Annotated in this window: 27 protein-coding genes; 8 read left to right on the top strand and 19 right to left on the bottom strand. The window is 53.4% G+C overall.

The genetic code is table 11. The features are described 5' to 3' along the window. Positions 1-32 precede the first annotated feature (32 nt). The 4 genes from OES20_08885 (at position 33) to OES20_08900 (ending at position 2,795) form a co-directional block, all read left to right on the top strand. Positions 33-227 (top strand): hypothetical protein, encoded by a 195-nt coding sequence (locus tag OES20_08885; GenBank protein ID MDH3634806.1) that lies wholly within the window; start codon positions 33-35, stop codon positions 225-227. Between the two features lie 158 nt (positions 228-385). After that, positions 386-805: a rubrerythrin family protein gene (locus OES20_08890; GenBank protein ID MDH3634807.1), complete on the top strand. Its 420-nt coding sequence runs from the start codon at positions 386-388 to the stop codon at positions 803-805. Between the two features lie 53 nt (positions 806-858). Further along, on the top strand, positions 859-2,196 hold the full coding sequence (locus tag OES20_08895) for a heterodisulfide reductase-related iron-sulfur binding cluster (protein MDH3634808.1): 1,338 nt from the start codon (positions 859-861) through the stop codon (positions 2,194-2,196). A gap of 14 nt (positions 2,197-2,210) precedes the next feature. Further along, positions 2,211-2,795 carry a DUF3501 family protein gene (locus OES20_08900; protein ID MDH3634809.1) on the top strand — a complete coding sequence of 195 codons (585 nt, stop codon included), beginning with the start codon at positions 2,211-2,213 and terminating at the stop codon, positions 2,793-2,795. Positions 2,796-2,834: 39 nt separating this feature from the next. On the opposite strand, the gene OES20_08905 is transcribed toward OES20_08900, so the two are convergent. From OES20_08905 to OES20_08995, 19 genes are all read right to left on the bottom strand, one after another. Beyond that, the gene (locus OES20_08905) at positions 2,835-4,838 is read right to left on the bottom strand and encodes an EAL domain-containing protein (protein MDH3634810.1); all 2,004 of its coding nucleotides are present in this window, start codon (positions 4,836-4,838) and stop codon (positions 2,835-2,837) included. Positions 4,839-4,888: 50 nt separating this feature from the next. Next, a complete protein-coding gene (locus OES20_08910) occupies positions 4,889-5,893 on the bottom strand; it encodes a TAXI family TRAP transporter solute-binding subunit (protein MDH3634811.1) in 1,005 nt (334 codons plus the stop codon). 227 nt (positions 5,894-6,120) lie between these two features. Next, the gene (gene cysG, locus OES20_08915; protein ID MDH3634812.1) at positions 6,121-7,530 is read right to left on the bottom strand and encodes a siroheme synthase CysG; all 1,410 of its coding nucleotides are present in this window, start codon (positions 7,528-7,530) and stop codon (positions 6,121-6,123) included. A gap of 113 nt (positions 7,531-7,643) precedes the next feature. After that, on the bottom strand, positions 7,644-8,021 hold the full coding sequence (iscU, locus tag OES20_08920) for a Fe-S cluster assembly scaffold IscU (GenBank protein MDH3634813.1): 378 nt from the start codon (positions 8,019-8,021) through the stop codon (positions 7,644-7,646). A gap of 21 nt (positions 8,022-8,042) precedes the next feature. Next, positions 8,043-9,266, bottom strand: coding sequence for an IscS subfamily cysteine desulfurase (locus OES20_08925; GenBank protein MDH3634814.1), 1,224 nt, complete (start codon positions 9,264-9,266; stop codon positions 8,043-8,045). Positions 9,267-9,298: 32 nt separating this feature from the next. Continuing rightward, a complete protein-coding gene (locus OES20_08930; protein MDH3634815.1) occupies positions 9,299-9,772 on the bottom strand; it encodes an Rrf2 family transcriptional regulator in 474 nt (157 codons plus the stop codon). A 159-nt stretch (positions 9,773-9,931) separates the two neighbouring features. Next, positions 9,932-10,393, bottom strand: coding sequence for a DUF1249 domain-containing protein (locus OES20_08935; GenBank protein MDH3634816.1), 462 nt, complete (start codon positions 10,391-10,393; stop codon positions 9,932-9,934). Further along, the gene (locus OES20_08940) at positions 10,383-10,799 is read right to left on the bottom strand and encodes a hypothetical protein (protein MDH3634817.1); all 417 of its coding nucleotides are present in this window, start codon (positions 10,797-10,799) and stop codon (positions 10,383-10,385) included. The genes OES20_08935 and OES20_08940 overlap by 11 nt, the downstream gene beginning before the upstream one ends. A gap of 12 nt (positions 10,800-10,811) precedes the next feature. Then, entirely contained in the window at positions 10,812-11,057 is a 246-nt protein-coding gene (locus tag OES20_08945) for a succinate dehydrogenase assembly factor 2 (protein ID MDH3634818.1), read from the bottom strand. A gap of 7 nt (positions 11,058-11,064) precedes the next feature. Then, positions 11,065-11,847, bottom strand: a complete 783-nt coding sequence (locus OES20_08950; GenBank protein ID MDH3634819.1) for a succinate dehydrogenase iron-sulfur subunit — start codon at positions 11,845-11,847, stop codon at positions 11,065-11,067. Between the two features lie 21 nt (positions 11,848-11,868). After that, positions 11,869-13,656, bottom strand: a complete 1,788-nt coding sequence (gene sdhA / locus OES20_08955) for a succinate dehydrogenase flavoprotein subunit (GenBank protein MDH3634820.1) — start codon at positions 13,654-13,656, stop codon at positions 11,869-11,871. A gap of 3 nt (positions 13,657-13,659) precedes the next feature. Beyond that, complete coding sequence (sdhD, locus tag OES20_08960; GenBank protein ID MDH3634821.1) at positions 13,660-14,040, bottom strand: succinate dehydrogenase, hydrophobic membrane anchor protein; 381 nt, start codon at positions 14,038-14,040, stop codon at positions 13,660-13,662. Beyond that, complete coding sequence (gene sdhC / locus OES20_08965) at positions 14,037-14,426, bottom strand: succinate dehydrogenase, cytochrome b556 subunit (GenBank protein ID MDH3634822.1); 390 nt, start codon at positions 14,424-14,426, stop codon at positions 14,037-14,039. The genes sdhD and sdhC overlap by 4 nt, the downstream gene beginning before the upstream one ends. Before the next feature lie 49 nt (positions 14,427-14,475). After that, entirely contained in the window at positions 14,476-14,637 is a 162-nt protein-coding gene (locus tag OES20_08970; GenBank protein MDH3634823.1) for a DUF1674 domain-containing protein, read from the bottom strand. 120 nt (positions 14,638-14,757) lie between these two features. Further along, positions 14,758-15,501, bottom strand: coding sequence for a DsbC family protein (locus OES20_08975; protein MDH3634824.1), 744 nt, complete (start codon positions 15,499-15,501; stop codon positions 14,758-14,760). Between the two features lie 47 nt (positions 15,502-15,548). Continuing rightward, a complete protein-coding gene (locus OES20_08980) occupies positions 15,549-16,139 on the bottom strand; it encodes a class I SAM-dependent methyltransferase (protein MDH3634825.1) in 591 nt (196 codons plus the stop codon). Further along, entirely contained in the window at positions 16,136-17,437 is a 1,302-nt protein-coding gene (locus tag OES20_08985; GenBank protein ID MDH3634826.1) for a replication-associated recombination protein A, read from the bottom strand. The genes OES20_08980 and OES20_08985 overlap by 4 nt, the downstream gene beginning before the upstream one ends. A 26-nt stretch (positions 17,438-17,463) precedes the next feature. Next, the gene (gene lolA / locus OES20_08990; GenBank protein MDH3634827.1) at positions 17,464-18,090 is read right to left on the bottom strand and encodes an outer membrane lipoprotein chaperone LolA; all 627 of its coding nucleotides are present in this window, start codon (positions 18,088-18,090) and stop codon (positions 17,464-17,466) included. A 2-nt stretch (positions 18,091-18,092) separates the two neighbouring features. Then, a complete protein-coding gene (locus tag OES20_08995) occupies positions 18,093-20,372 on the bottom strand; it encodes a DNA translocase FtsK 4TM domain-containing protein (protein ID MDH3634828.1) in 2,280 nt (759 codons plus the stop codon). Between the two features lie 215 nt (positions 20,373-20,587). Between OES20_08995 and trxB the strand changes: the two genes are divergently transcribed. From trxB to OES20_09015, 4 genes are all read left to right on the top strand, one after another. Continuing rightward, positions 20,588-21,547: a thioredoxin-disulfide reductase gene (gene trxB / locus OES20_09000; GenBank protein ID MDH3634829.1), complete on the top strand. Its 960-nt coding sequence runs from the start codon at positions 20,588-20,590 to the stop codon at positions 21,545-21,547. Beyond that, complete coding sequence (locus OES20_09005) at positions 21,510-22,703, top strand: GNAT family N-acetyltransferase (protein MDH3634830.1); 1,194 nt, start codon at positions 21,510-21,512, stop codon at positions 22,701-22,703. The genes trxB and OES20_09005 overlap by 38 nt, the downstream gene beginning before the upstream one ends. A 44-nt stretch (positions 22,704-22,747) precedes the next feature. After that, positions 22,748-23,392, top strand: coding sequence for a leucyl/phenylalanyl-tRNA--protein transferase (aat, locus tag OES20_09010; protein ID MDH3634831.1), 645 nt, complete (start codon positions 22,748-22,750; stop codon positions 23,390-23,392). Positions 23,393-23,853: 461 nt separating this feature from the next. Beyond that, positions 23,854-24,270, top strand: coding sequence for a DUF4399 domain-containing protein (locus tag OES20_09015; GenBank protein MDH3634832.1), 417 nt, complete (start codon positions 23,854-23,856; stop codon positions 24,268-24,270). Positions 24,271-24,483: the final 213 nt, after the last annotated feature.

The raw sequence follows: 24,483 nt of genomic DNA on the forward strand, positions 1-24,483 counted from the left end.
TTCGTTACAAGTCAAAACGGGGGTATTGATTAATGTATCGTATTGAAACCACCGACCCGATTACCGGCAAAACGCTGGAGCAATTAGTTGATATGCCTTACGTCATTGAAAACGACGATGACGACAGCCTCGTCATCTATTTCGAATCGGAAACCAACCGCGATTTATACCTGCAAAATCCTGCCGAACACAGGCTACAGCACCATAAAAGACAAAATAACAGCTGACCGTGTTTAGCGAGAAAAAGCCACCAAAAAAGTGGTTTTTTTTTCGATTATTACTATAGCTATATTAAATCAATTATATAAATAAAATTAACTTCATTTATATATTAGAATTGCTATGATGCGCTTCCGTTTCATTAATTAACCCAACTGGAGGCATCATGTCCCTGAAAGGATCTAAAACCGAACAAAACCTGAAAGACGCTTTCGCAGGTGAATCCCAAGCTAACCGTCGTTATCTTTATTTTGCTGCCAAGGCAGATGTTGAAGGCTTCAACGATGTCTCGGCCGTATTTCGTTCAACCGCTGAAGGTGAAACCGGTCACGCGCACGGGCATCTCGAGTATCTGGAAGAAGTTGGCGACCCGGCTACCGGCCTGCCCATTGGCAGTACCGAGAACAACCTCAAGGCTTCTATTGCCGGCGAAACCCACGAATACACCGACATGTATCCGGGTATGGCCAAGTCGGCCCGCGACGAAGGCTTTGACGAGATTGCCGACTGGTTCGAAACCCTGGCAAAAGCAGAGCGTTCCCACGCTAATCGTTTTCAGAAGGCCCTCGACAGTCTCGACGCTTAAGTTGCTTGGAATCCGGATCCTGCGGGATCCGGATTTCTTTCCAGGAAATTCCGATGGCAACTGAATCTCGCGAGGGTAGCCTCGAAGCGCCTACCCGACATCCACTGGGTCAAAATGACCCCGGCTTCTACGATGCGGACGCACTGTTCGAAGAGCTCGAGCGGGTGTATGACATTTGTCACGGCTGCCGACGCTGTGTCAGCCTTTGTAATGCTTTCCCAACCCTGTTTGACCTGGTCGATGAATCCGAGACTTTCGAAGTCGACGGGGTCGACAAGGCAGACTACTGGAAAGTGGTCGATCAGTGTTACCTCTGTGACCTCTGCTACCTGACCAAGTGCCCCTACGTGCCACCACACGAGTGGAACGTCGATTTTCCGCACCTGATGTTGCGCGCCAAGGCAATCGGGTACAAGCAGGGTCGCGCCAGGCTGCGTGACAAGATCGTGACCTCGACCGATCGCGTTGGCAGTCTTGCCAGCATTCCTATCGTCGTCAATGTGGTCAACGCGGTCAATAACAACGAACACGCGCGCGCATTGCTCGAATCGTCCCTCGGAATTGCTGCCGAGGCTCGTCTGCCTCGATATGACAGTAAAACCCTGAGCAAGCGTACCGCCAGGCACAAACCGGCCGATGTCGAGGTCCGGGCCACCGATAAAACTCGCGGCAAGGTCGCCATCTTCGCGACCTGTTACGGCGAATACAACGAGCCCCTGCTGGGCGAGGACCTGCTCTCCGTTTTCGAGCATAACGGCATATCCACGATGGTGGTAAAAAACACGGTTTGTTGTGGAATGCCGAAACTGGAGCTGGGTAATCTCGACGCTGTCGAGCGACTGAAAAACCACAACATCCCGCTGCTGGCCCGGCTGGTAGACGAGGGCTGGGATATTATTTCCCCGGTTCCTTCCTGCACGCTGCAGTTCAAGCAGGAACTGCCATTGATGTTTCCGCAGGACGAATCCGTGGCGAAGGTAAGAGACGCCTTCTTTGACCCCTTCGAGTATCTCGCGTTGCGCAACAAGGCAGGATTACTTAATACCGACTTCAAATACAGCATCGGCAAAATCAGCTACCACGTCGCCTGCCATCAGCGTGTGCAGCGGATCGGCATGAAAACACGTGACATACTGGAATTGATACCCGGTACCGAAATCGACACCATCGAACGCTGCTCAGGCCACGATGGGACCTATGCGATCAAGCAGGAATTTCACAAGACATCGATGAAGATCGCCAGGCCCGTGGTCAATCGCGTCCAAAAAGCAGAACCCGATGCCTACGCCAGCGACTGCCCGATGGCCGGGCACCATATTTCTGCCGGACTCGACGATGGCAGCAGCACCCAGCACCCTATCAGCCTGCTCCGCCAGGCTTACGGAATATGACTATGGAAATCACTATGAGTAATCCCATCACGCGCGACGATTTAATGAGCCTCGAACAGTATGCTGAAAAGCGTGGCGAGTTCCGCCAGCAGGTGTTATTACACAAGAAACACCGCCAGGTCGCTCTTGGAACAAACGCGACACTTTATTTCGAGGATCGACTCACCCTGCTCTACCAGATCCAGGAAATGTTGCGCATCGAAAAAGTATTTGAAGCCGACGGTATCAACGAGGAACTCGACGCCTACAACCCGCTGGTCCCGAGCGGCAGGAATTTCAAGGCGACTTTCATGATCGAGTATCCCGACCCCGTCGTTCGTGCCGCGCAACTCGAAAAACTGCTGGGTATCGAGGACCTGGTATGGATGCAAATTGGAGATCATGACAGGATCTGGTCAATCGCGGACGAAGATCTCGAGAGAGCTACCGATACCAAGACATCCGCGGTGCACTTCATGCGTTTTGAAGTCAGCGATGAAATGGCACAGGATTTGAAGTCGGGTGCGAAATGGCGTATTGGTGTCCAGCATGCCGTCTACACCTATGAAGTCGATATCGAAGGCGAAACCCGCGCTTCATTACTCAACGACCTCGACTAGGAATCGCCGGCGGAACCGTCAAACCAGGCACCCGATGAACTAGATACTCGTGCTTTTGCTTTTTGGATCGATCAGTACCAGGCGGGGTTTCTTGACCGCCGTTAAATCTCTTATGACATCAGCCGAGACGGGTTTGCAGTAATAGAATCCCTGCACCATGTCGCATCCCACGTCTGCCAGCAGGGAATCCTGTACTGATGTTTCCACACCTTCCGCGATCGTCATCAGTTCGAGGCCATGCGCCATTGTAATAATCGCCTCTACCAGGCGTCGATGACTGCTACTGACACCGATATCCCGTATAAAAGAGCGGTCGATCTTAAGCGTATTGACCGGGAATTCCCTGAGATAACTTAGGGCCGAGTAACCGGTACCAAAATCGTCGACTGCCAGCCTGATGCCCATCCGGCGAAACTCGGCCAATACATCCTTGATTCGTCGATCGTCATCCATCAACAGGGATTCGGTGATTTCCAGCAGCAGCTTGTCTGCCGGGAAACCGGTTTCTTCAAGTATCGATTCCATCTGCTTTTTGTCGAAACCACCTTTGAACTGGCGCATCGAAATATTCACCGCGAGATAAAAATTGGAATGCAGATCCTGTTTCAGCCACGGCACGGCTTCACCACAGGCCTGGCGCAATACCCACAGGCCGATTTCCTCGATTAACCCGGTCTCCTCTGCCACGGGAATAAACTCCGTTGGCAATATCAGGCCTCTCTTGGGATGCTGCCAGCGCAGCAGGGCTTCTACGCCAATCAGCGCGTGGTTACCGAGCTCGTATATGGGTTGAAAGTGAACCTCGAGTTCGTTCTGGGCCAGGGCCCTGCGCATATCCTTGTCGAGTTCAAGAAAATGTCGGGCCCGGTCGGTCATCTGCGACGTGAAAAAGCGAAACGTGTTGCGTCCCTGGTCCTTGGCCTCATACATTGCCATATCGGCATTTTTCAACAAGGTATTGGCATCCTCACCGTCATCCGGGCATATCGTAATGCCGATGCTGGCGCTGGAGTAAACCTCGTGACCATACAGTATGAAGGGCTCCGCCAGGTTCGCAAGAATGTTTTTTGCGATGATCGAGGCATGTATCTCGTCCGTCATATCGGGCAGCAGAACGGTGAACTCATCCCCGCCGAGTCGTGACACTACGTCGGTTTCACGAATCACGCTACCGATCCGGGACGCCACCTGCCTGATTAACTCGTCACCAAAATCATGACCAAGTGTATCGTTGATGGTTTTGAAACGATCGAGATCAATGAACATCAACACGGTGTGCCCCGGATTACGCCGGTTTCGCGAAACAGCCTCGTTCAAATGCTCAACGAAATTTAATCGATTCGGCAGGTCAGTCAGCGAGTCGTAGTTGGCCCGGTAACGAATCTGTTCCTCGCTGTCTTTCAGTGCCAGCACGCTCTTCTGCAATCGAAAGCCCAGCATGACCAGCCCCACGGTCATAATCGTCAGGACCGCGAGCGTCAATATCATGATATTACGAAAAGCATCGATCCTGTCTGCCTGCGCGGTCAGCACGTCGATCGCGGTTTTGCCCACTTTTAACAGCAGGATCTCGGCTTCCTCGTGCGCTTCCTTGGCTCGCAGCTCGGCCATTTTCAGCGTTTGCGCGGAAGTCGGCTCAAAATTGTAAAGTCCATCGGTCAACCAGTTATTGATATCGAAGATCGCGGGATTGAGCTTGGCATGTATCGCGGACACCCCCAACACGTCGGTAAATTTATAGTTCTCCCGAATAATATCGAGATAGTGCTTGATATCGTCGATCTGCCTGAGGACGATACTAAAATTGCCGGGTGCCTGGTTGGTGCGCGCGATCCCGATGCTCTGCACCAGCGTACCCATGTCACCGACGAGCACACGGACATCGCGCTCCTGTTTCGACAGTGTTATTGGCAATGCTTCCTCGATTTCGGAGAGCGTTCGCTCCACGTAGAAAATGACACTGGAGGTGCCGACCAGTAGCATCAGGACCAGCGAGATTGGAATCGCCGGTCGCGCCAGCAGTTTGTTAACCAGTTTTCTCATCAACCGGAACCTGACTGCGTAATTATCCTGCGAGATAAGCGCAAAACGGGTTACTCCACCAAAATGCCGATTTCATCATAAAAACGCCGGGCGCCAGGGTGTAGCGGCACCGTGATACCATCCATTGCAGTCTCGAGGGTGATATATCTTCCCTTGGCATGACCACCGTCCAGCAATTTTCGGGAATTCTGATTCCACAGGGTTTTGGTTATCTGGTAAATCGTTTCATCTTCCATTGTTGCCGCCACCAGCCATTGCGCGCCCACGCTCACCGTCTCGACTCTCGGGACCCCCGAATATACCCCAGCCGGGATGTCCGCTCGAGAAAAAAATCGATACTGGGATACGAGCTGGTCGGCTTCGGCGCCATCAATGGGGATCAGCGTTATCGTGGTATCTTTCGCCAGCTCGGCAACAGCGCGGGAGGGATAGCCGGCAACAATAAAAAAAGCATCCAGCTTGTTGTCCCTTATCCGTTTCACGGCCAGGCCGGGTTTCATGTATTCAACGCGAATGTCTTTCTTGGAAATACCGTATATGCTGAGCACGAGTTCCGCGTCAATCAGAGTGCCTGACCCGGGTTCATCGAGCGACACGCGTTTGCCGGCCAGATCCCTTATGCTGCGGATGCCCGAGTCTTTACGCGTCACGACGTGAATGCTCTCGGGATACAGGTTGGCAATAGCACGGAGCATGCGAAAAGGCTTTTCGCCCTCGAACGTGCCCGATCCGGTATAGGCCCAGTAGGCAATATCAGACTGCACAAATCCTGATTCAAGATGGCCGTGTTGCATATCCATGACATTTGCGACCGAACCGTTAGCCGACTGGGCGATGACCACGAGACCAGGCGGGCCGCAGCTACCGCCCTGGTTGCACGGGCGCGAACCCGGAGGATTGCTGACCGCACTGGCAATTATTCCGCCAATCGGGTAATAGGTACCCCCGACACCGCCGGTGCCGATGCGAAAAAATTGCAGATCATCCGCCTGGGTTGGAAAAATGGTACTGATTACAAAAAGGACCAGGCCCATCGATACTGGTAATGCCCGCATAATCTTCCAAAATATTGCCGTAAGACGCCAACCTTGAGTCTAGGTCATAACCGTCAATAATGTGGCATTTTGGTCGGGTAGACCGAGGGGCATTGCACGGTAACGGCGGAATTTTTACGATACCCGAATTTTATGTGAACTCAATCACAGTTATCGGGCTAGAAAACGAGCCTTTTGTTGCTATAACGCCACACATTAAAAATTAGAAATCGGGCGCGATCTTCCGCTCAGGACTGGACGCCAGACACCTCGCTGCCAGTCCTGTACCAACCCAGCCGGTCATGCAGCGCAACGACTTCTCCGACCAGGATTAGGGTGGGTGCGCGCACTTCGTTTTGCGCAATAATACCCGGTAGACTGTCGAGATCACCCACGAACACGCGCTGCTCGGTCGTAGTTCCTTTCTCGACCAGCGCCGCAGGCGTGTCGGGGGCACGACCATGTGCCTTCATCGAGCTGCAGATACGCTCGACGTTTTCGAGTCCCATGTAAAAAATAACGGTCTGGTTGGCGTGGCTGAGCATTTCCCAGTTAAGATCCTCACCGCCTTCGCGACGATGACCCGTAACGAAAATGCAGGCTTGTGAATAGTCACGATGGGTTAGCGGGATACCGGCATAACTCGCACAACCCGACGCCGCAGTTATGCCGGGAACAACCTGGAATTCGATTTTTTCATCGATCAGTTCGGCAAGTTCTTCACCCCCACGGCCAAATATAAATGGATCCCCACCCTTCAAGCGCAGTACGCGCTTACCTTCCTTCGCGAGGCGCACCAGCAGTTGATTTATATTTTCCTGGGGAATGGCATGATCCGATTTTGCCTTGCCTGCATAGATCTTCTCGGCATCGCGACGCACCATGTCGAGTATCGGGGGCGATACCAGTCGATCGTAAACCACGACATCGGCTTTCTGCATCAGGCGCAGGGCCTTGAAAGTAATCAGGTCCGGATCACCCGGACCCGCGCCCACCAGGTAAACTTCTCCCTTGACCGTATCGACATCGAAATCCTGCATCTGCTGTCGCAACGAATCCCGGGCATCCTTTACCCGTCCGGAAAAAACGAGCTCCGATACCCGGCCTTCAAGCACTGATTCCCAGAAACGTCGTCGTGACTCGACATCCGGCAGTCCAGTTTTCACTTCGTCGCGATACTCCTCGGCCAACCTGGCAAGTTCGCCATAGGCACCGGGAATACAACTCTCGAGTTTGGAGCGCAACATGCGCGCCAGTACCGGTGAAACCCCGCCGGTAGAAATCGCGATCTGTACCGGGTCGCGATCGATCATCGAAGGCATGATGAAGCTGCAAAGATCAGGATTATCGACCACGTTGACCGGGATATTACGGGCTTGCGCAAGCCGCGAAACTTCGCGATTCACGTCCTCGTCGTCAGTGGCCGCGATCACGCAAATCACCTGATCCAGGTCGGTCTCGGCAAATGCTCGTTGTTCAATTTCGAGCGTAGCACTTGCGGCCAGTTCCTGCATCCGGTCGCCTAACTCGATGGCGACAACCCGCACCCGGGCTTCCGCCTTTAACAGCAACTCGGCCTTGCGCGCGGCGATTGCGCCACCACCAACAACCAGGCAGGGCTGATCTGAAACTTTGTAAAAAACTGGCAGAAAATTCATCGATCATCCGTCTCCGGCTGAAGATTATAAACTGACCGGAGCGATTACGGCATCTTCACAATGGGGGATAAAAAAAGCCCGCTATTGCGGGCTTTTCGATACGTCGAAGCTTGCTACTGGTGCTTTTCGCGGTAATTGTCAATGGCCGCAGCAATAGCATCTTCGGCCAGTACCGAGCAATGGATCTTGACCGGCGGCAACGCAAGTTCCTCGGCGATTTGAGTATTCTTAATCTCCGCGGCTTCGTCCAGGCTCTTGCCTTTCACCCACTCGGTGACCAGCGAACTCGACGCAATTGCCGAACCGCAGCCGTAGGTTTTAAACTTGGCATCTTCGATAATACCGTCATCACCCACCTTGATCTGGAGTTTCATAACGTCGCCGCATGCAGGAGCACCCACCATGCCGGTTCCGACCGAGTCGTCGTCATCGAGCACACCCACGTTGCGCGGATTTTCGTAATGATCCAGTACTTTTTCACTATATGCCATGCTACACCTCGTGTGGAGCGCCTAATGCGCTACCCATTCAACAGAATTCAAATCTATGCCGTCCTTGTACATATCCCAGAGCGGAGACAGATCACGTAATTTCTCAACCGCTGCCCGCACCAGTTCGATCGTGTAATCGATCTCCCCGGCAGTGGTAAAGCGCCCGATGGTAAACCGTATGGAGCTGTGGGCGAGTTCGTCGTTGCGACCTAGCGCACGCAGCACGTAAGAAGGTTCGAGACTTGCCGAGGTGCAGGCCGAACCTGACGATACCGCAAGGTCGCGTAACGCCATGATCAGGGATTCACCCTCGACAAAATTAAAGCTGATATTCAGGTTTCCGGCGATCCGATGCTCGAGGTCACCGTTGACATAGACTTCTTCCATATCCTTCAGGCCATCGTACAGGCGATCTCGCAGCATACGGATACGTTCGTTTTCAGTGGCCATCTCTTCCTTCGCGATGCGAAACGCCTCACCCATGCCGACGATCTGGTGCGTGGCCAGGGTACCGGAGCGCATGCCGCGTTCGTGTCCGCCACCATGCATCTGTGCCTCGAGTCTGACGCGTGGTTTGCGTCGCACGTAGAGCGCACCGATCCCCTTGGGGCCATAGGTCTTGTGCGCGCAGAAAGACATCAGGTCTACTTTCATGCGCTCGAGATCAATCTCGACCTTGCCGGTCGATTGTGCTGCATCAACATGAAAGATTATGCCGCGTTCGCGGGTGAATTCACCGATGGTCTCGATATCCTGAATCACACCGATTTCATTGTTAACATGCATGACCGAGATCAGTATGGTCTGGTCGGTTGTTGCGGCTTTCAATTTTTCGAGATCGAGCAAACCGTTTTCTTCGGGATCCAGGTACGTGACGTCAAAGCCCTCACGTTCGAGCTGCCGACAGGTATCCAGCACTGCCTTGTGCTCGGTTTTCACGGTGATAACATGGTTACCCTTCTTGCGATAAAAATGGGCGGCTCCCTTGATAGCAAGGTTGTCCGCTTCGGTCGCGCCGCTGGTCCAGACAATTTCACGCGGATCCGCATTCACGAGATCGGCGACCTGCTCCCGGGCCAGGTCAACCGCCTGCTCCGCGGACCAGCCAAAAGCGTGGCTGCGCGACGCAGGATTACCAAAGTTGCCTTCGATGGTCAGGTATTCCGACATCTTGGCAGCAACACGTCCATCGATCGGCGTGGTCGCGCTGTAATCAAGATAAATGGGTAGTTTGATGTCACTCACTGCAAATTTCTCCAATCATTAACATTCTCCAGTCAGGCTATTGCCTCGGGGCGATTGATGAATCGTCCGTACTGGATATCCTGTTTCTTTACTAATTCACTTATATCTGGGCGATTAACGTATTGATCAAGCTTGATACTGCTTAAAAACCGGTAAAGATTGCAGGAGAGTTCAAACCATAACTGGTGCGTCAGGCATTTCTCGCCCTGCGAGCAATTACCCTTGCCGCCGCATTTGGTCATGTCGAGTTTCTCGTCGACTGACTGGATAATATCAGCGACCGAAATCTGGTCCGCTGGACGCGCCAGGCGATAACCGCCGCCGGGACCCCTGACTCCCTCGACCAGCCCGCCTTTGCGCAGTTTGGCAAACAGCTGCTCGAGATAGGAAAGCGAGATTCCCTGGCATTGAGAAATGTCCGCCAGCGTTACCGGACCCACCCTTTCGTGCAACGCTATATCCATCATTGCCGTTACGGCATAACGTCCCTTGGTAGATAATCGCATGAGATTCTGATTAATTCCTGACTAATTTAGTCAGGAATTATATAGATGACCGGGATCAGGTCAAGGTGTATTTCGTGTGGTCTTGATTAATATTTTCTAACGGTTCGATTTATAAAATTTAATTATTATAAATCAATATTTTATGCTCACAACTTAATGTTATTTATTGGATACTTTCAAGTGCTGCATCGGGTGAAAATAGTGTCCCTGATATAAACAGTAGCCAAGCCATTTATATAAAAACCGGTTCATCATCCACTTCTGTTCAATCATCCTGGCGATATACAGTGGGCCGCGCGTGCGCGAATGGAATTGCTGCACTTCGACGACACGTGCATCGTGGTAAACCTTCAGATGTAAATCCGGTTCAAACAAGGGCTGCCCGTTCTCTTCAAACTGGTAAGTCATGCGCAGCATTGTCGTGTACTTGCAGCGTTCAGTGATGGAAAGGAATAAATCCTGGTGCCCCGGCACCGACGAAACCATTTCGCTGGCGACACATAGATCCGGCGCAATGTTACGCAGGCGGATATAGTTCTGCTCGTAGAGTTCCATTAACCCGGCGAAGCTTCGCGCATTGGCATCGCGCCCTCGGCGAACCGGTGTGAGATCAAGCAGCATCAGATTGCTCCCTCTGGCACAGACGGTAACGTAAGCTCCGGTAAGACTGGATCGAATTGAAGCGATCGGGAATCAATATCAAGGTCCTGGATTTCTGTTCATTTATGAGCTTAAGAATAGCAAACCAACGGGTCTGGTAAACCTTGTTTTTACGGTAAAAATATGGTTGACCGCCTTGCTCCAGCTCGATTGACGCGCCTCTCGAATCAAAGCGCAATTTAATAATCTCCTGCCGAACCAGACTTCTGGATCCGTGCACGGCCAACAACAACACGAGTGCGAGAGCGGACAGCTTTAACAGGCCGGGTTGCTGAAAGAAAATAATCGCAACAGCAACCAGGCCATGGACGACCAGGAGCAAAGCAAGCTGCGATTTTGAAGGTTTAATTTCGTAATATTCTTGCAAACAACTTCCCTGTTAATCTTGCGCCGACATGTTGCGTAATACGCCGATAAATTGCCGGAGTTCTGGATCTGTAGCCTCGCTGCGTCCCAGCAACAGGTCGTACAGATCCGGGTCGGGCATTTCCAGCAGTATCTTGAACTTATCCTGATCTGCCGTTGAAGCAGACTCGTAGTGACGCTCGAGATACCTGCTCATGACGACGTCCAGCTCTTTCATGCCGCGACGGCACAACCAGCGCAAGCGTGACAGCTCGGACATCGATCGGTTAGATCTTACGCTGGACCAGCAGTTTCTTGGTCTCCGCGATCGCCTGTGCCGGGTTCAATCCCTTCGGACAAACCTTGGTGCAATTCATGATCGTGTGACAGCGATACAGCTTGAAAGGGTCCTCGAGTTCGTCAAGGCGTTCGCCGGCGGCTTCATCGCGACTATCGACAATCCATCGATAGGCATTCAGTAACGCCGCGGGGCCCAGGTAGCGGTCGCTATTCCACCAGTAACTCGGACAGCTGGTCGAACAGCAGGCGCACAGGATACATTCGTATAGGCCATCGAGCTTTTCGCGGTCTTCCCTGGATTGCAGGCGTTCGCGATCTGGCGGCGTTGCCGACTGCGTTTTCATCCAGGGTTCAACCGACGCATATTGCGCGTAAAAGTTGGTTAAATCCGATACCAGGTCCTTGAGCACCGGTTGGTGCGGCAGCGGGTATACTTTGACATCACCCTTGATTGTAGAAATAGACTGGGTGCAGGCCAGGGTATTGACGCCGTCTATATTCATCGAGCAGGAACCGCATATACCTTCGCGACAGGATCGACGCAACGACAACGTGGCATCCATCTCATCCTTTATCTTGAGCAACGCATCCAGCACCATCGGTCCACTGGTATCCAGGTCAACCTCGTAAGTGTCGGTGCGAGGATTCTCGCCACTATCCGGATCGAAGCGATAGACGATGAAACGCTTGATGTTGATCGCACCGGCGGCAGCCGCGAAATGCTTGCCCGGCTTAACGACGGAATTGGCGGGTAAGGTGAATTCTGCCATCTTGCTTAAATCCTCCCGGCTCTAGTAAACACGCTTTTTCGGTGGAATAACGTCACATTCATCACTGAGCGTGTACATGTGCACCGGGCGATAGTCGAAACTGACATTGCCCCTGTCATCGACCCACGACAGCGTGTGCTTCATCCAGTTATCGTCATCACGTTCCGGATAGTCTTCACGGGCATGACCGCCACGGCTTTCAGTGCGATTCAGGGCGCTCTGAATCGTGGCTTGCGCCTGCAACAATAAATTATCCAACTCCAGGGCTTCTACCAGGTCCGTGTTCCAGATCAGGCTGCGATCGGATAAACCCAGGTCCTGAAAACTCGCAAAGATGTTATTCATCTTGTCTACCCCTTCCTGCATCGAGTCACCGGTGCGGAAAACGGCAGCATGTTTTTGCATATCGCGCTGCATCGCGTAGCGGATTTTTGCGGTACCCGAGTCACCCGACGCATTGCGCACACGATCAAATCGATCGAGGATGCCATCACAAGCATCATTGGCGAGTGGCTTTTGCGGCATCCCGGGCTTGATAATCTCGGCGGCGCGCAGGGCAGCCGCACGTCCGAACACCACAATATCGAGCAGCGAATTCGAGCCCAGTCGATTGGCGCCATGCACGGAAACGCAGGCAGCCTCGCCGATGGACATTAGCCCGGGTACAACAGAATCCGGATCTCCATCCTTCAGGGTCACGACTTCGCCGTAATAGTTGGTCGGAATACCTCCCATGTTGTAATGCACGGTGGGTAATACCGGGATTGGTTCCCGGGTGACATCGACGCCGGCAAAAATTTCGGCCGATTCGGATATTCCCGGCAGGCGTTCATCGATGACTTCGGCGCCAAGATGTTCGAGGTGCAGGTGTATGTGATCCCTGTTCGGGCCTACCCCTCGCCCTTCGTTTATTTCAACCGTCATCGAGCGACTGACCACGTCACGTGACGCCAGGTCCTTGGCGTTGGGGGCGTAACGTTCCATGAAACGTTCACCATCCGAATTGGTTAAATATCCACCTTCGCCGCGCACGCCTTCGGTAATCAATACGCCCGCACCGTAAATACCGGTTGGATGAAACTGAACAAACTCCATGTCCTGCAATGGTAACCCAGCACGTACCACCATACCGCCGCCATCACCGGTGCAGGTATGGGCCGAGGTTGCGGAAAAATAGGCGCGACCGCAACCACCGGTGGCCAACACCACGGTGTGGGCACGAAAACGATGCAATTCACCGGTTGCCAGGTCCCATGCCACCACGCCCCGGCAAACGCCATCTTCCATGATCAGATCGATTGCAAAATATTCAACGAAAAACTCGGCCCGGTGCTTTAACGATTGCTGGTAAAGCGTGTGCAGTATCGCGTGCCCGGTACGGTCCGCCGCGGCGCAGGTGCGCTGTGCAGTGCCCTCGCCAAAATTCGTGGTCATGCCGCCGAAAGGTCGTTGATAAATCTTGCCTTCCTCGGTACGTGAAAACGGTACCCCGTAATGCTCGAGTTCGATGACCGCGGGGACCGCCTCGCGACACATGTATTCGATTGCATCCTGGTCACCCAGCCAATCGGATCCCTTGATAGTATCGTACATATGCCACTGCCAGCTGTCGGGGCCCATGTTGCCGAGCGAGGCACTCATTCCACCCTGTGCTGCAACCGTATGACTGCGGGTCGGGAAAACCTTGGTAATGCAGGCCGTAGAAAGGCCCACCGCGGCCATGCCGAGGGTGGCGCGCAATCCTGCACCGCCGGCGCCGACAATAACGACGTCGTAGGCATGATCGATCAACTTGTATTCACTCGCCATGGTTTAAGCCCCGAAAGAAATTTTCAGCACCGAAACCACGCCGATGGTGCCGACCAGCAAACATGCAAGATTCGAAACTAGCAACAGCGCGGTGCGCCGGGCATGCGATGCAACGTAATCCTCGATGACGACCTGCAATCCAAGTTGCGCATGGTAAAACGTGACGATGATCAACAGTATCAGCGCGATAGTCACCCAGGTTTGCTGGATCCAGCCGGTCAGCGTCGCGTGATCTACTGGCAATGCAGCAAGACTAAAGCCGATCCACAGTACCAGCGGAATCAACAGCAGCGCGGTCAAGCGCTGACGCCAGAAATGGGTCGTGCCGTCTTTGGCCGAGCCGAGGCCTTTAACCCGGGCAAGCGGTGATCTCAGGTCAGTCATGGTCCGGCTACCCCCGCAACCACCCAGGTTACAATGGTTAGCAGGACCGCCAGCGCGATCGCCAGCTTGGCGGTGATATCGACAACCTCGAGCTCGAATCCATACCCGACATCCCAGAACAGGTGCCTGACACCGTTACAAAAATGCAGGTACAAAGAAAACACAAAACCGAGTAAAAAAATCTGGCCATACCAGCTTTCCAGGTGCGGCACCAGCGACTGGTATGCCGAAGCACCCTCGGCGGCACTTGCCAGTATCCAGACCAGCAGTACGCATCCTAGAGCCAGTATTACGCCGGTAATGCGATGCGCAATCGACAGTAAGGCGGTGAGCGGTAATCGATAGATTTGTAAATGCGGAGACGTAGGATGATTGTTATTGGACATCGTCGATTACCAGGTTACGAGTTACTACTCAGGCAAGAATTCCTGTCCATCAGAAATCAATACAGCGACCATTTTTTTCCCAATCGCCATATCGGGTCGGTTCCTTGCCTTTCGGCCCACCATATTCTTTCGGCTTCTGGTCCTGCTTGCCTACCTTAGCCTCGTCCTCGTCGATCTCCGACGGTTTATCTGCTGATTCCTGTTCCGACATTCAAGCTGAAAACTCTGTTTTTTGTTCGCGAAAATTCTAACACAGTAAAATAAGCGGGCGCTCATAAATGATATGCCGCTAACCACATGGAGCGAACTTATATGGCTTTGATTGAAAAATCTACTGATTTAGCAATTGCGGAATCAATTGCTCGTATGGCACGTAACCATTGAACATGGCACCATCACTCGCATAGAGTGCGGGCGTGCCGGTAACACCGATGCGATTGCCGAGCAGGTAACCGTCATCGACATACTGAGCCGAATCGCAGTCCTCGGATGAAGGCAGTGAACCCATCTCGACACCCTTGGCGATGCTCATCGCGGTGAGCTTGTCATCGGCACACCAGACCTTTTTTAGATTGCGATATCCCGGACCGCGATTACCGCCGCGTGGATACGGAAAATAGTGAACCGAAATGCCCGCTTCCTGCAGGTACTTCACCTCCTTGTGCAATTGCTGGCAGTATCCGCAACTGGTATCGGTAAATACATTCAACACCGCGAGTTCCTCGTTGACCGCGGGGAAAACGATTTGTTTTGACTGATCGAAGCTCGCGAGTTCCTGCACGATTAAATCGCGGCGACTCATCTCGGTCATGTTGCGCGCCATCTTGAGGTCCACCAGGTCGCCGATAAAGACGTAACGTCCCCCTTCGATCAGGTAGGCAAACTTGTTACCAAAGCGGGTTTGATAGACCCCTTCAACACCGGTTGCGGTCGCCGGTTCTACCTGGTCAGTACCGAGGCGCAACTTGAGCAAACGCGTCATGTCCTCGATCGATTCTTCAGCTGCATTAACAACCGCGAACGACATCATCGCGACGAGACTGGCTAACAGCGCCTGTGGGATCATTTTATTCATTATGATTTAAAGATAGGCCAAATTTGAGGTATTAGTCTAACTATGCGCTATAAAGTTCGTTTTTTCCAGATCAGGCAGCGATTATTAGCTGGCATATCTACATCCTGAACCAGTTCCAGGTTAACCCGACTGGCCATTTCATCAATCCATTCGAAGTCCCTGATGCCGCTCGCGCTATCGCGTGATTTCAAAAAAGCGTCAAACCTTGCGTTACTCTCCGACGTGTAGTTGCCCGCATAGTTAAAAGGACCATAGACCGCGAACACGCCATCCGGTTTCAGGCGAGCCGCTGCACCCTCGACTGTTTTTTCGACCGCCGCTTCACCCATGATATGCAAACAATTGGCCGAATAAATCACGTCATATTGCGCCTCCGGCCACTTCCCCAGCACATCGAGTTCGATCGGTGGCGGTAAATTTTCCAGTTTCGAATCCCTTATCCAGGCCTCGATAACCGGCAAACTCGACTCGAGTTCCGAAGTTTGCCAGCGAATCTCAGGTATCTGGCTGGCAAAAAAAACTGCATGTTGCCCGGTGCCGCTGCCAATCTCGAGTATGTCACCCGTTAAATACGGTTTGATGGCTTCAAAAATAACCGTCTTGTTTTGCTCGGCGGCTTCGGCAAATGGCAGGCTCATGATTCGGCATCGCGGTTGGCATTGCGCAGACGCGCAAGTTTCTCCGCAATCTTGATTTCCAGTCCTCGATCGACCGGATGGTAATACTGCCGAACCGACAGGCCTTCGGGGAAATAGGTTTCTCCTGCTGCAAACGCATCCGCCTCGTCATGGGCATAGCGATAGTCTTTACCGTAGCCCTGCTCCTCCATGAATCGGGTTGGCGCGTTGCGCAAGTGCATCGGCACCTCGAGACTGCCGGAGTCACGCGCATCCTGCATCGCCTCCTTGTAGGCACTATAGAGCGCGTTACTCTTGGCGGCACAGGCAAGATAAACGATCCCCTGCGCAATCGCGAGCTCGCCCTCGGGACTGCCCAGGCGTTCAAATGTCTGCCAGCCATTGAGACACAGCTCGAGTCCGCGCGGATCCGCGATGCCAATATCTTCAACGGCCATGCGTACAACCCGCCGGGCGATATACCTCGGATCACAACCACCATCGATCATGCGGCAGAACCAGTAAAGCGCGGCATCCGGATCCGAGCCGCGCACCGATTTGTGCAATGCGGATATCTGTTCGTAAAAGAGGTCACCTCCCTTGTCGAAGCGTCGTGGTCCCTGCTGCGCGATTTCTGCAACCAGCGCCGCGTCGATCTGGCTGTCTTCGGCCAGGTCGCTGATGATTTCGAGATAGGTCAGGGCGCGTCGTGCATCACCATCGGCAACCCGTGCCAGCAGCGCGCAGGCCTCTGCATCGACACCAAGCCCGAGTTCGCCAAGCCCCTGTTCCCTGTCCTCGAGCGCACGCCTAACGACCTGCTCGATATCTTCGGGCAGGATCGGTTTTAAGACGTAGGTTCGAGTACGCGAAAGCAGTGCATTATTAAGCTCAAAGGAAGGATTTTCGGTGGTTGCACCGACGAATAGAATCGTACCATCCTCGATGTAAGGCAGAAACGCATCCTGCTGTGCCTTGTTGAATCGATGCACTTCATCAATAAACAGCACCGTGGGGCCCTGGAACTGTCGCGCCTGGTCAATCGCCTCGCGTATGTCCTTAATCCCGGCAAGGACCGCGGATAAGGTGATAAATTGAGCATCGGAGTACTCGGCAATGAGCCTGGCAATCGTTGTTTTACCGGTTCCGGGTGGCCCCCAGAAGATCATCGAGTGCAGCCTGTTGGCCTCGATCGCCTGGCGCAATGGTTTGCCGGGTGCAAGCAAATGTGACTGGCCAAAGACCTGGTCCAGCTTGCGCGGACGCATACGATCCGCAAGCGGCTTGAATCCCGTTTCCGCATTAAATAAATCAGTCATGGCCGGCAACATGGAACGGCTGAAAGCTAGCCGCCCACACCATAGACATCAACGCCATCCGGAGGTACAAACTTGAACGTGGCCGGATTGTGCACCACTCCGAGGCGCAAATTTTCAAATACGATCTGGGTGCTTTGTCCGAACTGGTCCTGTAACTCCATCGCACGCACACGGCCATCTTCGAGGCCGATAAAAATACGCTGGTATTCAAGGTCATTGGCCAGCGGTTCAAGCTCGATCCAGTAAAGGAATTTGCGTTGCCCGACTTCACTGACTTTGAATTGCTGCGTGACGTCTGATTCTTTCATCAGGATCATAATCGGGGCGTTCGATATGCTTTCATCCATCGGTTTGACCGTGACCTGGTCGAGCTCCACGTCGTAAATCCAGAGTTCACTGCCATCGGCGATGATACGTTGCTCAAAGGGCTCGGCGTAAATCCAGGCAAACTTGCCAGGGCGCTGCAGCGCCAGCGTGCCGCGGCTCTGTTGCACGATATTCTTGTCTTCATCGAGCAATGTCTGTTTGAACTCGGCGCTCAGGTTATCCATTTTCTTGAGTGCCGTCTTGAGGCGTTGCTCTGCATCCGCGGCCATTGTCGAGAACGACAGGCTGCCGATCAGTCCGATGAGTAGTAGTGGCAGTAATTTCATTTTCAGTCAGCTGGTGGCGGCGGTGGCGCCAGAACTTCGCGGCTGCCATTCGATTGCACCATCGACACGACGCCGGATGCTTCCATTTCTTCAATCATGCGCGCGGCCCGGTTATAGCCGATCTTCAGGCGTCGCTGCACGTAGGATATCGATGCCTTGCGAGTTTCGGTAACCACCGCGACCGCCTCGTCATAAAGTGGATCCTCTTCTTCACCGTTAGAATTCCGGGGTGTTTCTCCCGGCAATATCGCCGCGGTTGACTCTTCAAGGACATCGGGAATGTAGTTTGGTTCACCCGATTTCTTGATCTCGTTGATAACGGCATGCACTTCATGGTCATCGACAAATGCACCGTGAACGCGTTCTGGCACACTGGTGCCGGGTGGCAGGTAAAGCATATCACCGTGGCCGAGCAGGGTTTCCGCACCCATTTGATCGAGAATGGTGCGCGAGTCTATCTTGGACGATACCTGGAACGCGATACGAGTCGGAATGTTTGACTTGATCAACCCGGTAATAACATCCACCGAGGGACGCTGGGTTGCGAGCAATAAATGTATACCCGAAGCACGCGCTTTCTGGGCGAGTCGCGCAATCAATTCCTCGACCTTTTTACCCACGACCATGATCATGTCGGCAAATTCATCGACCACGACCACGATATACGGCAAGGTTTCGAGGTCTTCAGGTTCCGCACTGGGATCGAGCAACAGTTCTTTTTTATCAAATAATGGATCCTTGATCGGTTTACCCGCGTCAACCGCATCACGAATTTTACGGTTGTAGCCCGCAATATTACGCACCCCGAGTGCCGCCATCAGGCGGTAGCGTCGTTCCATCTCTGCAACGCACCAGCGCAGCGCATTCGCCGCCTCCTTCATGTCGGTAACCACCGGCGCAATCAGGTGTGGAATACCTTCATAGATATTGAGCTCGAGCATCTTCGGGTCGATCAGGATCATGCGCACATTTTCGGGTGTCGACTTGAACAGAATGCTGAGCAGCATCGCGTTGATCGCAACTGATTTGCCGGAACCGGTGGTACCGGCAACCAGCAGGTGCGGCATTTTGGCCAGGTCGACAACCACCGCTTCGCCGCTGATGTCTTTACCGAGCGCGAGCGTTAGCGGTGAAGCCGCCTGGTCGAAACTCTTGGACTGAATAATCTCGCTCAGGGCCACCAGCTCACGATTCTCGTTGGGTATTTCAAGTCCCATCACCGATTTGCCTGGAATGATTTCGACAACTCGAACCGCGATTACCGAAAGCGCGCGGGCCAGGTCCTTGGAAAGATTCGAAATCTGGCTTACCTTGACACCCGGCGCTGGCAGGATTTCAAAACGCGTGATGACCGGTCCCGGATGCACCGATTCAACCTCGATCTCGATACCGAAATCGAGCAGCTTCAGTTCGAGCTGTTGCGACATCGCCTCGAGTGCAGACTTGGAGTAGCCTGCAACTTTCGGTTTCGGTTTATCGAGTAGCGCCAACGGCGGAATTGTGCTGTTGCCCTTGCCGGTGGGCTTGAACAGCGGAATCTGCTTTTCTTTCTCGACCCGGACACTCGGTTCGATGTGTTCGACGACGGGCTCGATTTTTAGCGGTTTACGTTTTTCGAGTTTCCTCTGTTGTACCTGGAAAACCTGATCGCGCTCGCTACGGTTACGATTGCCTTCTACCCGGTCGCGCATCATGTAGTAGCGATCGAGAAGCTTGTCCAACGACAGCAGCGTGTACTTGCCGATATTGTCGACCACGGCAAGCCACGAAAGCCCGGTAAACAGGGTCAAACCGGCCAGAAACAGCGCCAGGTGCATGACCGTGGCGCCGACAAATCCCAGTCCCTGGGAGAAATAGGTACCGGTGATCTGCCCGAGAATGCCGCCCGCATCGAGCGGCATGGCACCCGGTTCAACGGAAAAATGGAGGCTCGACAGTGCGCAACCCGATATTAACGTGAGCACGAAGCCGCTCCAGCGAATGATCAGCAGGTGGTAACGGTCCTCGGGGCTCAAATCGCGCATTTTGACCAGGATCATGCCATTGTAAATCAGCATGATGGGCAGCAGGAAAGCGAGGAAACCGAACAGGTAAAAAATCAGATCCGCGACCCAGGCGCCGGCGGCTCCGCCGAAGTTGCTGATTTCACTGTTGGTGCCGCTGTGCGACCAGGAGGGGTCCAGCGCGTCGTAACTGAACATCGCGACCAGGAAGTAAGCCGCGAGTGCGAACGACAGTAACATGCCCGCTTCGCGCAGGCGTTGATTAACCTGACCAAACATGAGCCTGGCATCCCTTTCTTTGGAACGTGGTTTGTGTCTTGCTTGCGCCACTTTGTTAGATGTCCTGCATAAATCGGACTATTTTACATGATCCACTCGCGCGGGAACCAGAATTAATCCCATTGAATTTACCTACCCAAACGCCATATAGTCATTTATATTTTTTGACATTACTATTAACGTCTTTTCAAGCCTTTTCATTCTGAGAGCATTTAATGTCCGATCCTATTCATCGCCGGGTGATTATCCTCGGTTCCGGCCCGGCCGGATATACGGCCGCGCTTTATGCAGCACGCGCCAATCTGAATCCCACCGTCATTACCGGGCTTGAAGCCGGGGGTCAGTTAATGACGACCACCGATGTCGACAACTGGCCCGGCGATGTCGAAGGCCTGACCGGTCCGGTGTTGATGCAGCGCATGCAGCAACACGCCGAGCGTTTCGATACCGAAATTATTTTCGATCACGTCAACGAGGTGTTTCTGCAGGAAACGCCCAAGCGGCTGGTTGGTGACAGCGGCACCTACACTTGCGATGCATTAATCATCGCCACCGGTGCAAGCGCGATGTACCTGGGCGTACCTTCCGAGGAGAAATTTCTCGGCAAGGGTGTCTCGGCCTGTGCTACCTGTGACGGGTTCTTTTTCCGGGGCCAGAAAGTTGCAGTGATCGGTGGCGGCAACACCGCCGTCGAAGAGGCGCTTTATTTGTCAAACATCGCGTCCGAGGTCACGCTGGTTCACCGGCGAGATGCTCTGCGTGCAGAAAAGATTCTGCAGGATCAACTATTCGAAAAGGCGAAGAATGGCAACGTCAATATAGAATGGTTCAACGTATTCGATGAAGCATTGGGTGATGATTCCGGCATTACCGGATTGCGAATCCGTAATGTAAAGGACGATAGCACGCGCGAACTCGAATTGTCGGGCATCTTTATCGCCATTGGTCACAGGCCCAATACCGATATTTTTACCGATCAGCTCGACATGAAAGGTGGCTATATCACGGTCCACGGTGGCGCCGACGGCAATGCCACCGCGACCAGCATCGAGGGTGTTTTTGCGGCGGGTGACGTCATGGATCATGTTTATCGCCAGGCGGTTACCTCGGCAGGTAGTGGCTGCATGGCAGCACTCGATGCTGAAAAGTATCTCGATGCCAAGGAACTCGAATAATGCCGAGCTGCGCGTCAGCGTCACTCACACCCTGGGTGAAGTAAGCGCAAGCGACTGGGACGCGCTGGGCGACAGCAGTTATCCCTTCACGCGACACTGTTTTCTCAACGGGCTGGAACTGCATGACTGCCTGGAGCCGTTCGGCTGGCATCCGGTTTATTTCCTGGTGCACCGTGAACAGCAGCTGGTTGCCGCGATCCCATGTTACATCAAGACCAATTCCTACGGTGAACTGGTGTTCGACCACGCCTGGGTCAATGCCTACCAGCGCAGCGGGCTCGATTATTATCCGAAACTGGTCTCTGCTATCCCCTATACGCCGGCGACGGGCGAACGCTTCCTGATCAATCGCGAGCAGGTCACCGAGACAGATGCACAACAGCTGTTACGTGGACTCTTGTGCCAGGCCATTCAGGGATTTTGTGAAGACCAGAAACTGAGCTCCTGGCATATCCTGTTTGCCGAAAAGGAAATTCTGGATTCCCTTGCAGAGCGCGCGATCATGCAGCGCAGCGACATTCAGTTTCACTGGCAAAACAGTGACTACCGCGACTTCGACGATTTTCTATCCAGTTTGAACTCACGCAAGCGCAAGAATATCAGGAAAGAACGCAGTAGCGTGGCTGCGCAGAATCTCGACATCACGATGCAGCCAGGCGGCAGCATCGACGCACGCGAGTGGCAACAGATCCATAACCTGTACGCCGGCATATACCAGCGTAAATACGGTACTGCCACATTAACTGCGGATTTCTTTCAGCACCTGGGACAGCAGATGCCCGAACAGGTACTCGCATGCATTACCCGTGACCAGGGGAAGATCGTCGCCACTTCACTGTTTTTCCGCAGCGACACGCATCTTTACGGACGCGTCTGGGGCTGTGATCAATACTTTCGCCACCTGCATTTCGAATGCTGTTATTACCAGGGTATCGACTACTGTATTGCCGAAAAGCTGCAGTGCTTCGATCCGGGTGCGCAGGGCGAGCACAAGCTGGCCCGGGGTTTCCTGCCAACCACGACCTGGTCCGGTCACTGGATCGCACATCCACAGTTTCGCGAGGCGATCGAACAGTTTTTACACCAGGAGCGGCGCTACATCGACAGCTACCGCAAGGACTTACTGGAGCACTCTCCTTTCAAATCGACCGCCTAGTTATATTTCACTTTAAATATATTATATAATTATTTGATTTATATATGATTCCTTGGTTAGAACCAACAGACAACCCACATTTCCCTGACACCGCTGCGGTGCTTGCGGAACCGGCCGGATTACTGGCCGCTGGTGGCAGGCTCGATGTCGAGTGGCTGCTGGTTGCGTATCGACAGGGTATCTTTCCCTGGTTCAGCGAAAACGAGCCCATCCTGTGGTGGTGTCCTGCGCCGCGCACGGTCCTTTACCCGAAACGGTTTTATCAAAGTAAAAGCCTGCAGAAGCTGGCCCGTCAGCAGCGTTACCAGATTACGCTCGACCAGGATTTCGAAGCCGTTATCGAAGCCTGTGCGGGAGACCGCAAAGGCCAGAGTGGTACCTGGATCAACTCGCAAATAATCGACGCCTATATCGAAATGCACGGCGCCGGTTTTGCACACTCGATCGAGTGTCGCCATGGGGACGAGCTTGTCGGGGGACTCTACGGTATCGCGCTCGGCCGGGTATTTTTTGGCGAATCCATGTTCAGCCACGTGGCCAATGCGTCGAAGCTTTGCCTCAAGTACCTGGTTGATTCGGGGCGCTACGAAATGATTGACTGCCAGCTGCCAACCGAGCATTTACACTCGCTGGGGGCAATCGAAATCGGTCGCGAGGAATTTGAATCGGCCTTGAATCGCTGGATTTAGACGATCAATTGATTCCGGGATTATCCGGCAAGGCCGTTAATCACCGATTTAGGCGATAGCCTCGATATCAACCAGCATCGACGCTTCCGCCAGCGCTGTAAACCAGGTTTCCACCCCGCGTCCCGGGAGAAAAAGGATAGCTCGGCCTGGGCTGAAAGTTGAGTTGCACTGGTGTCAGTATCTTGCGAGGCATATCGAATTCTCCGCGGGATAATTTAAAATCCTTTTACGTTAGGCCCCGGGCTAAATCCAGTGCCTAACGATTTTGGCCAGTGCAAATTTATCTCTGCACTATTTCCCTGTAATCGGACCCGTTAATCGCAGTTTACGGCCGACTATCGCTCCCCGATACTATTGACCTGTATCAAAATCCGGGATTCCACAAAAGTTATATTGCAGATTCGAATAACGATTAATGTTGCATCGACCCCGTAAACCTGACTGCAACGTTGGAGAAACTTATGAAGCTTTCCAGAACACTTATCGGCTGCCTGGTGGCGCTCACGTTGAATGCCTACGCTGGCAATACCTCTGCACCGGCGGGCGCAAGCGTTTATATCGTGTCTCCTGTTCACGGTGAGGTGGTCACGTCACCACTCAAAGTCGTGTTCGGATTATCCGGAATGGGCGTTGCACCCGCAGGCGTTGACAAAGCTAAAACCGGACATCATCACCTGCTGATCGATACCGGTGTACCTGATCTGAACCGACCCATTCCGGCTGACGATAATCATCGGCACTTCGGCGGTGGTCAAACCGAGGTCGTGATCGAGCTCGCACCGGGCGAACATACACTGCAGTTGCTGCTCGCCGACTTCAGCCATACGCCGCATAATCCGGCGGTCATGTCGAAGCAAATCGGCATCACGGTAAAGTAGGATCAGGTTATTACAGGGCTTTTTTTGTCCCGACCTGGCATTCGATACATGGGACACATGAGTTGTCTGTGAGCCTTGCACCTGGCGCACGCTTCATGAGCAACAGAATAACTAAACTGTTGCTGCCGATTGTTGCCGCCTTGCTGGCGAGCTGCGCGACCGCACCAACAACTGCGCTGCGGTCAGGCAACAGCATCCAGTCCCAGGACCCGC

It is taken from the genome of Gammaproteobacteria bacterium, from assembly GCA_029862005.1.
Taxonomy (GTDB): Bacteria; Pseudomonadota; Gammaproteobacteria.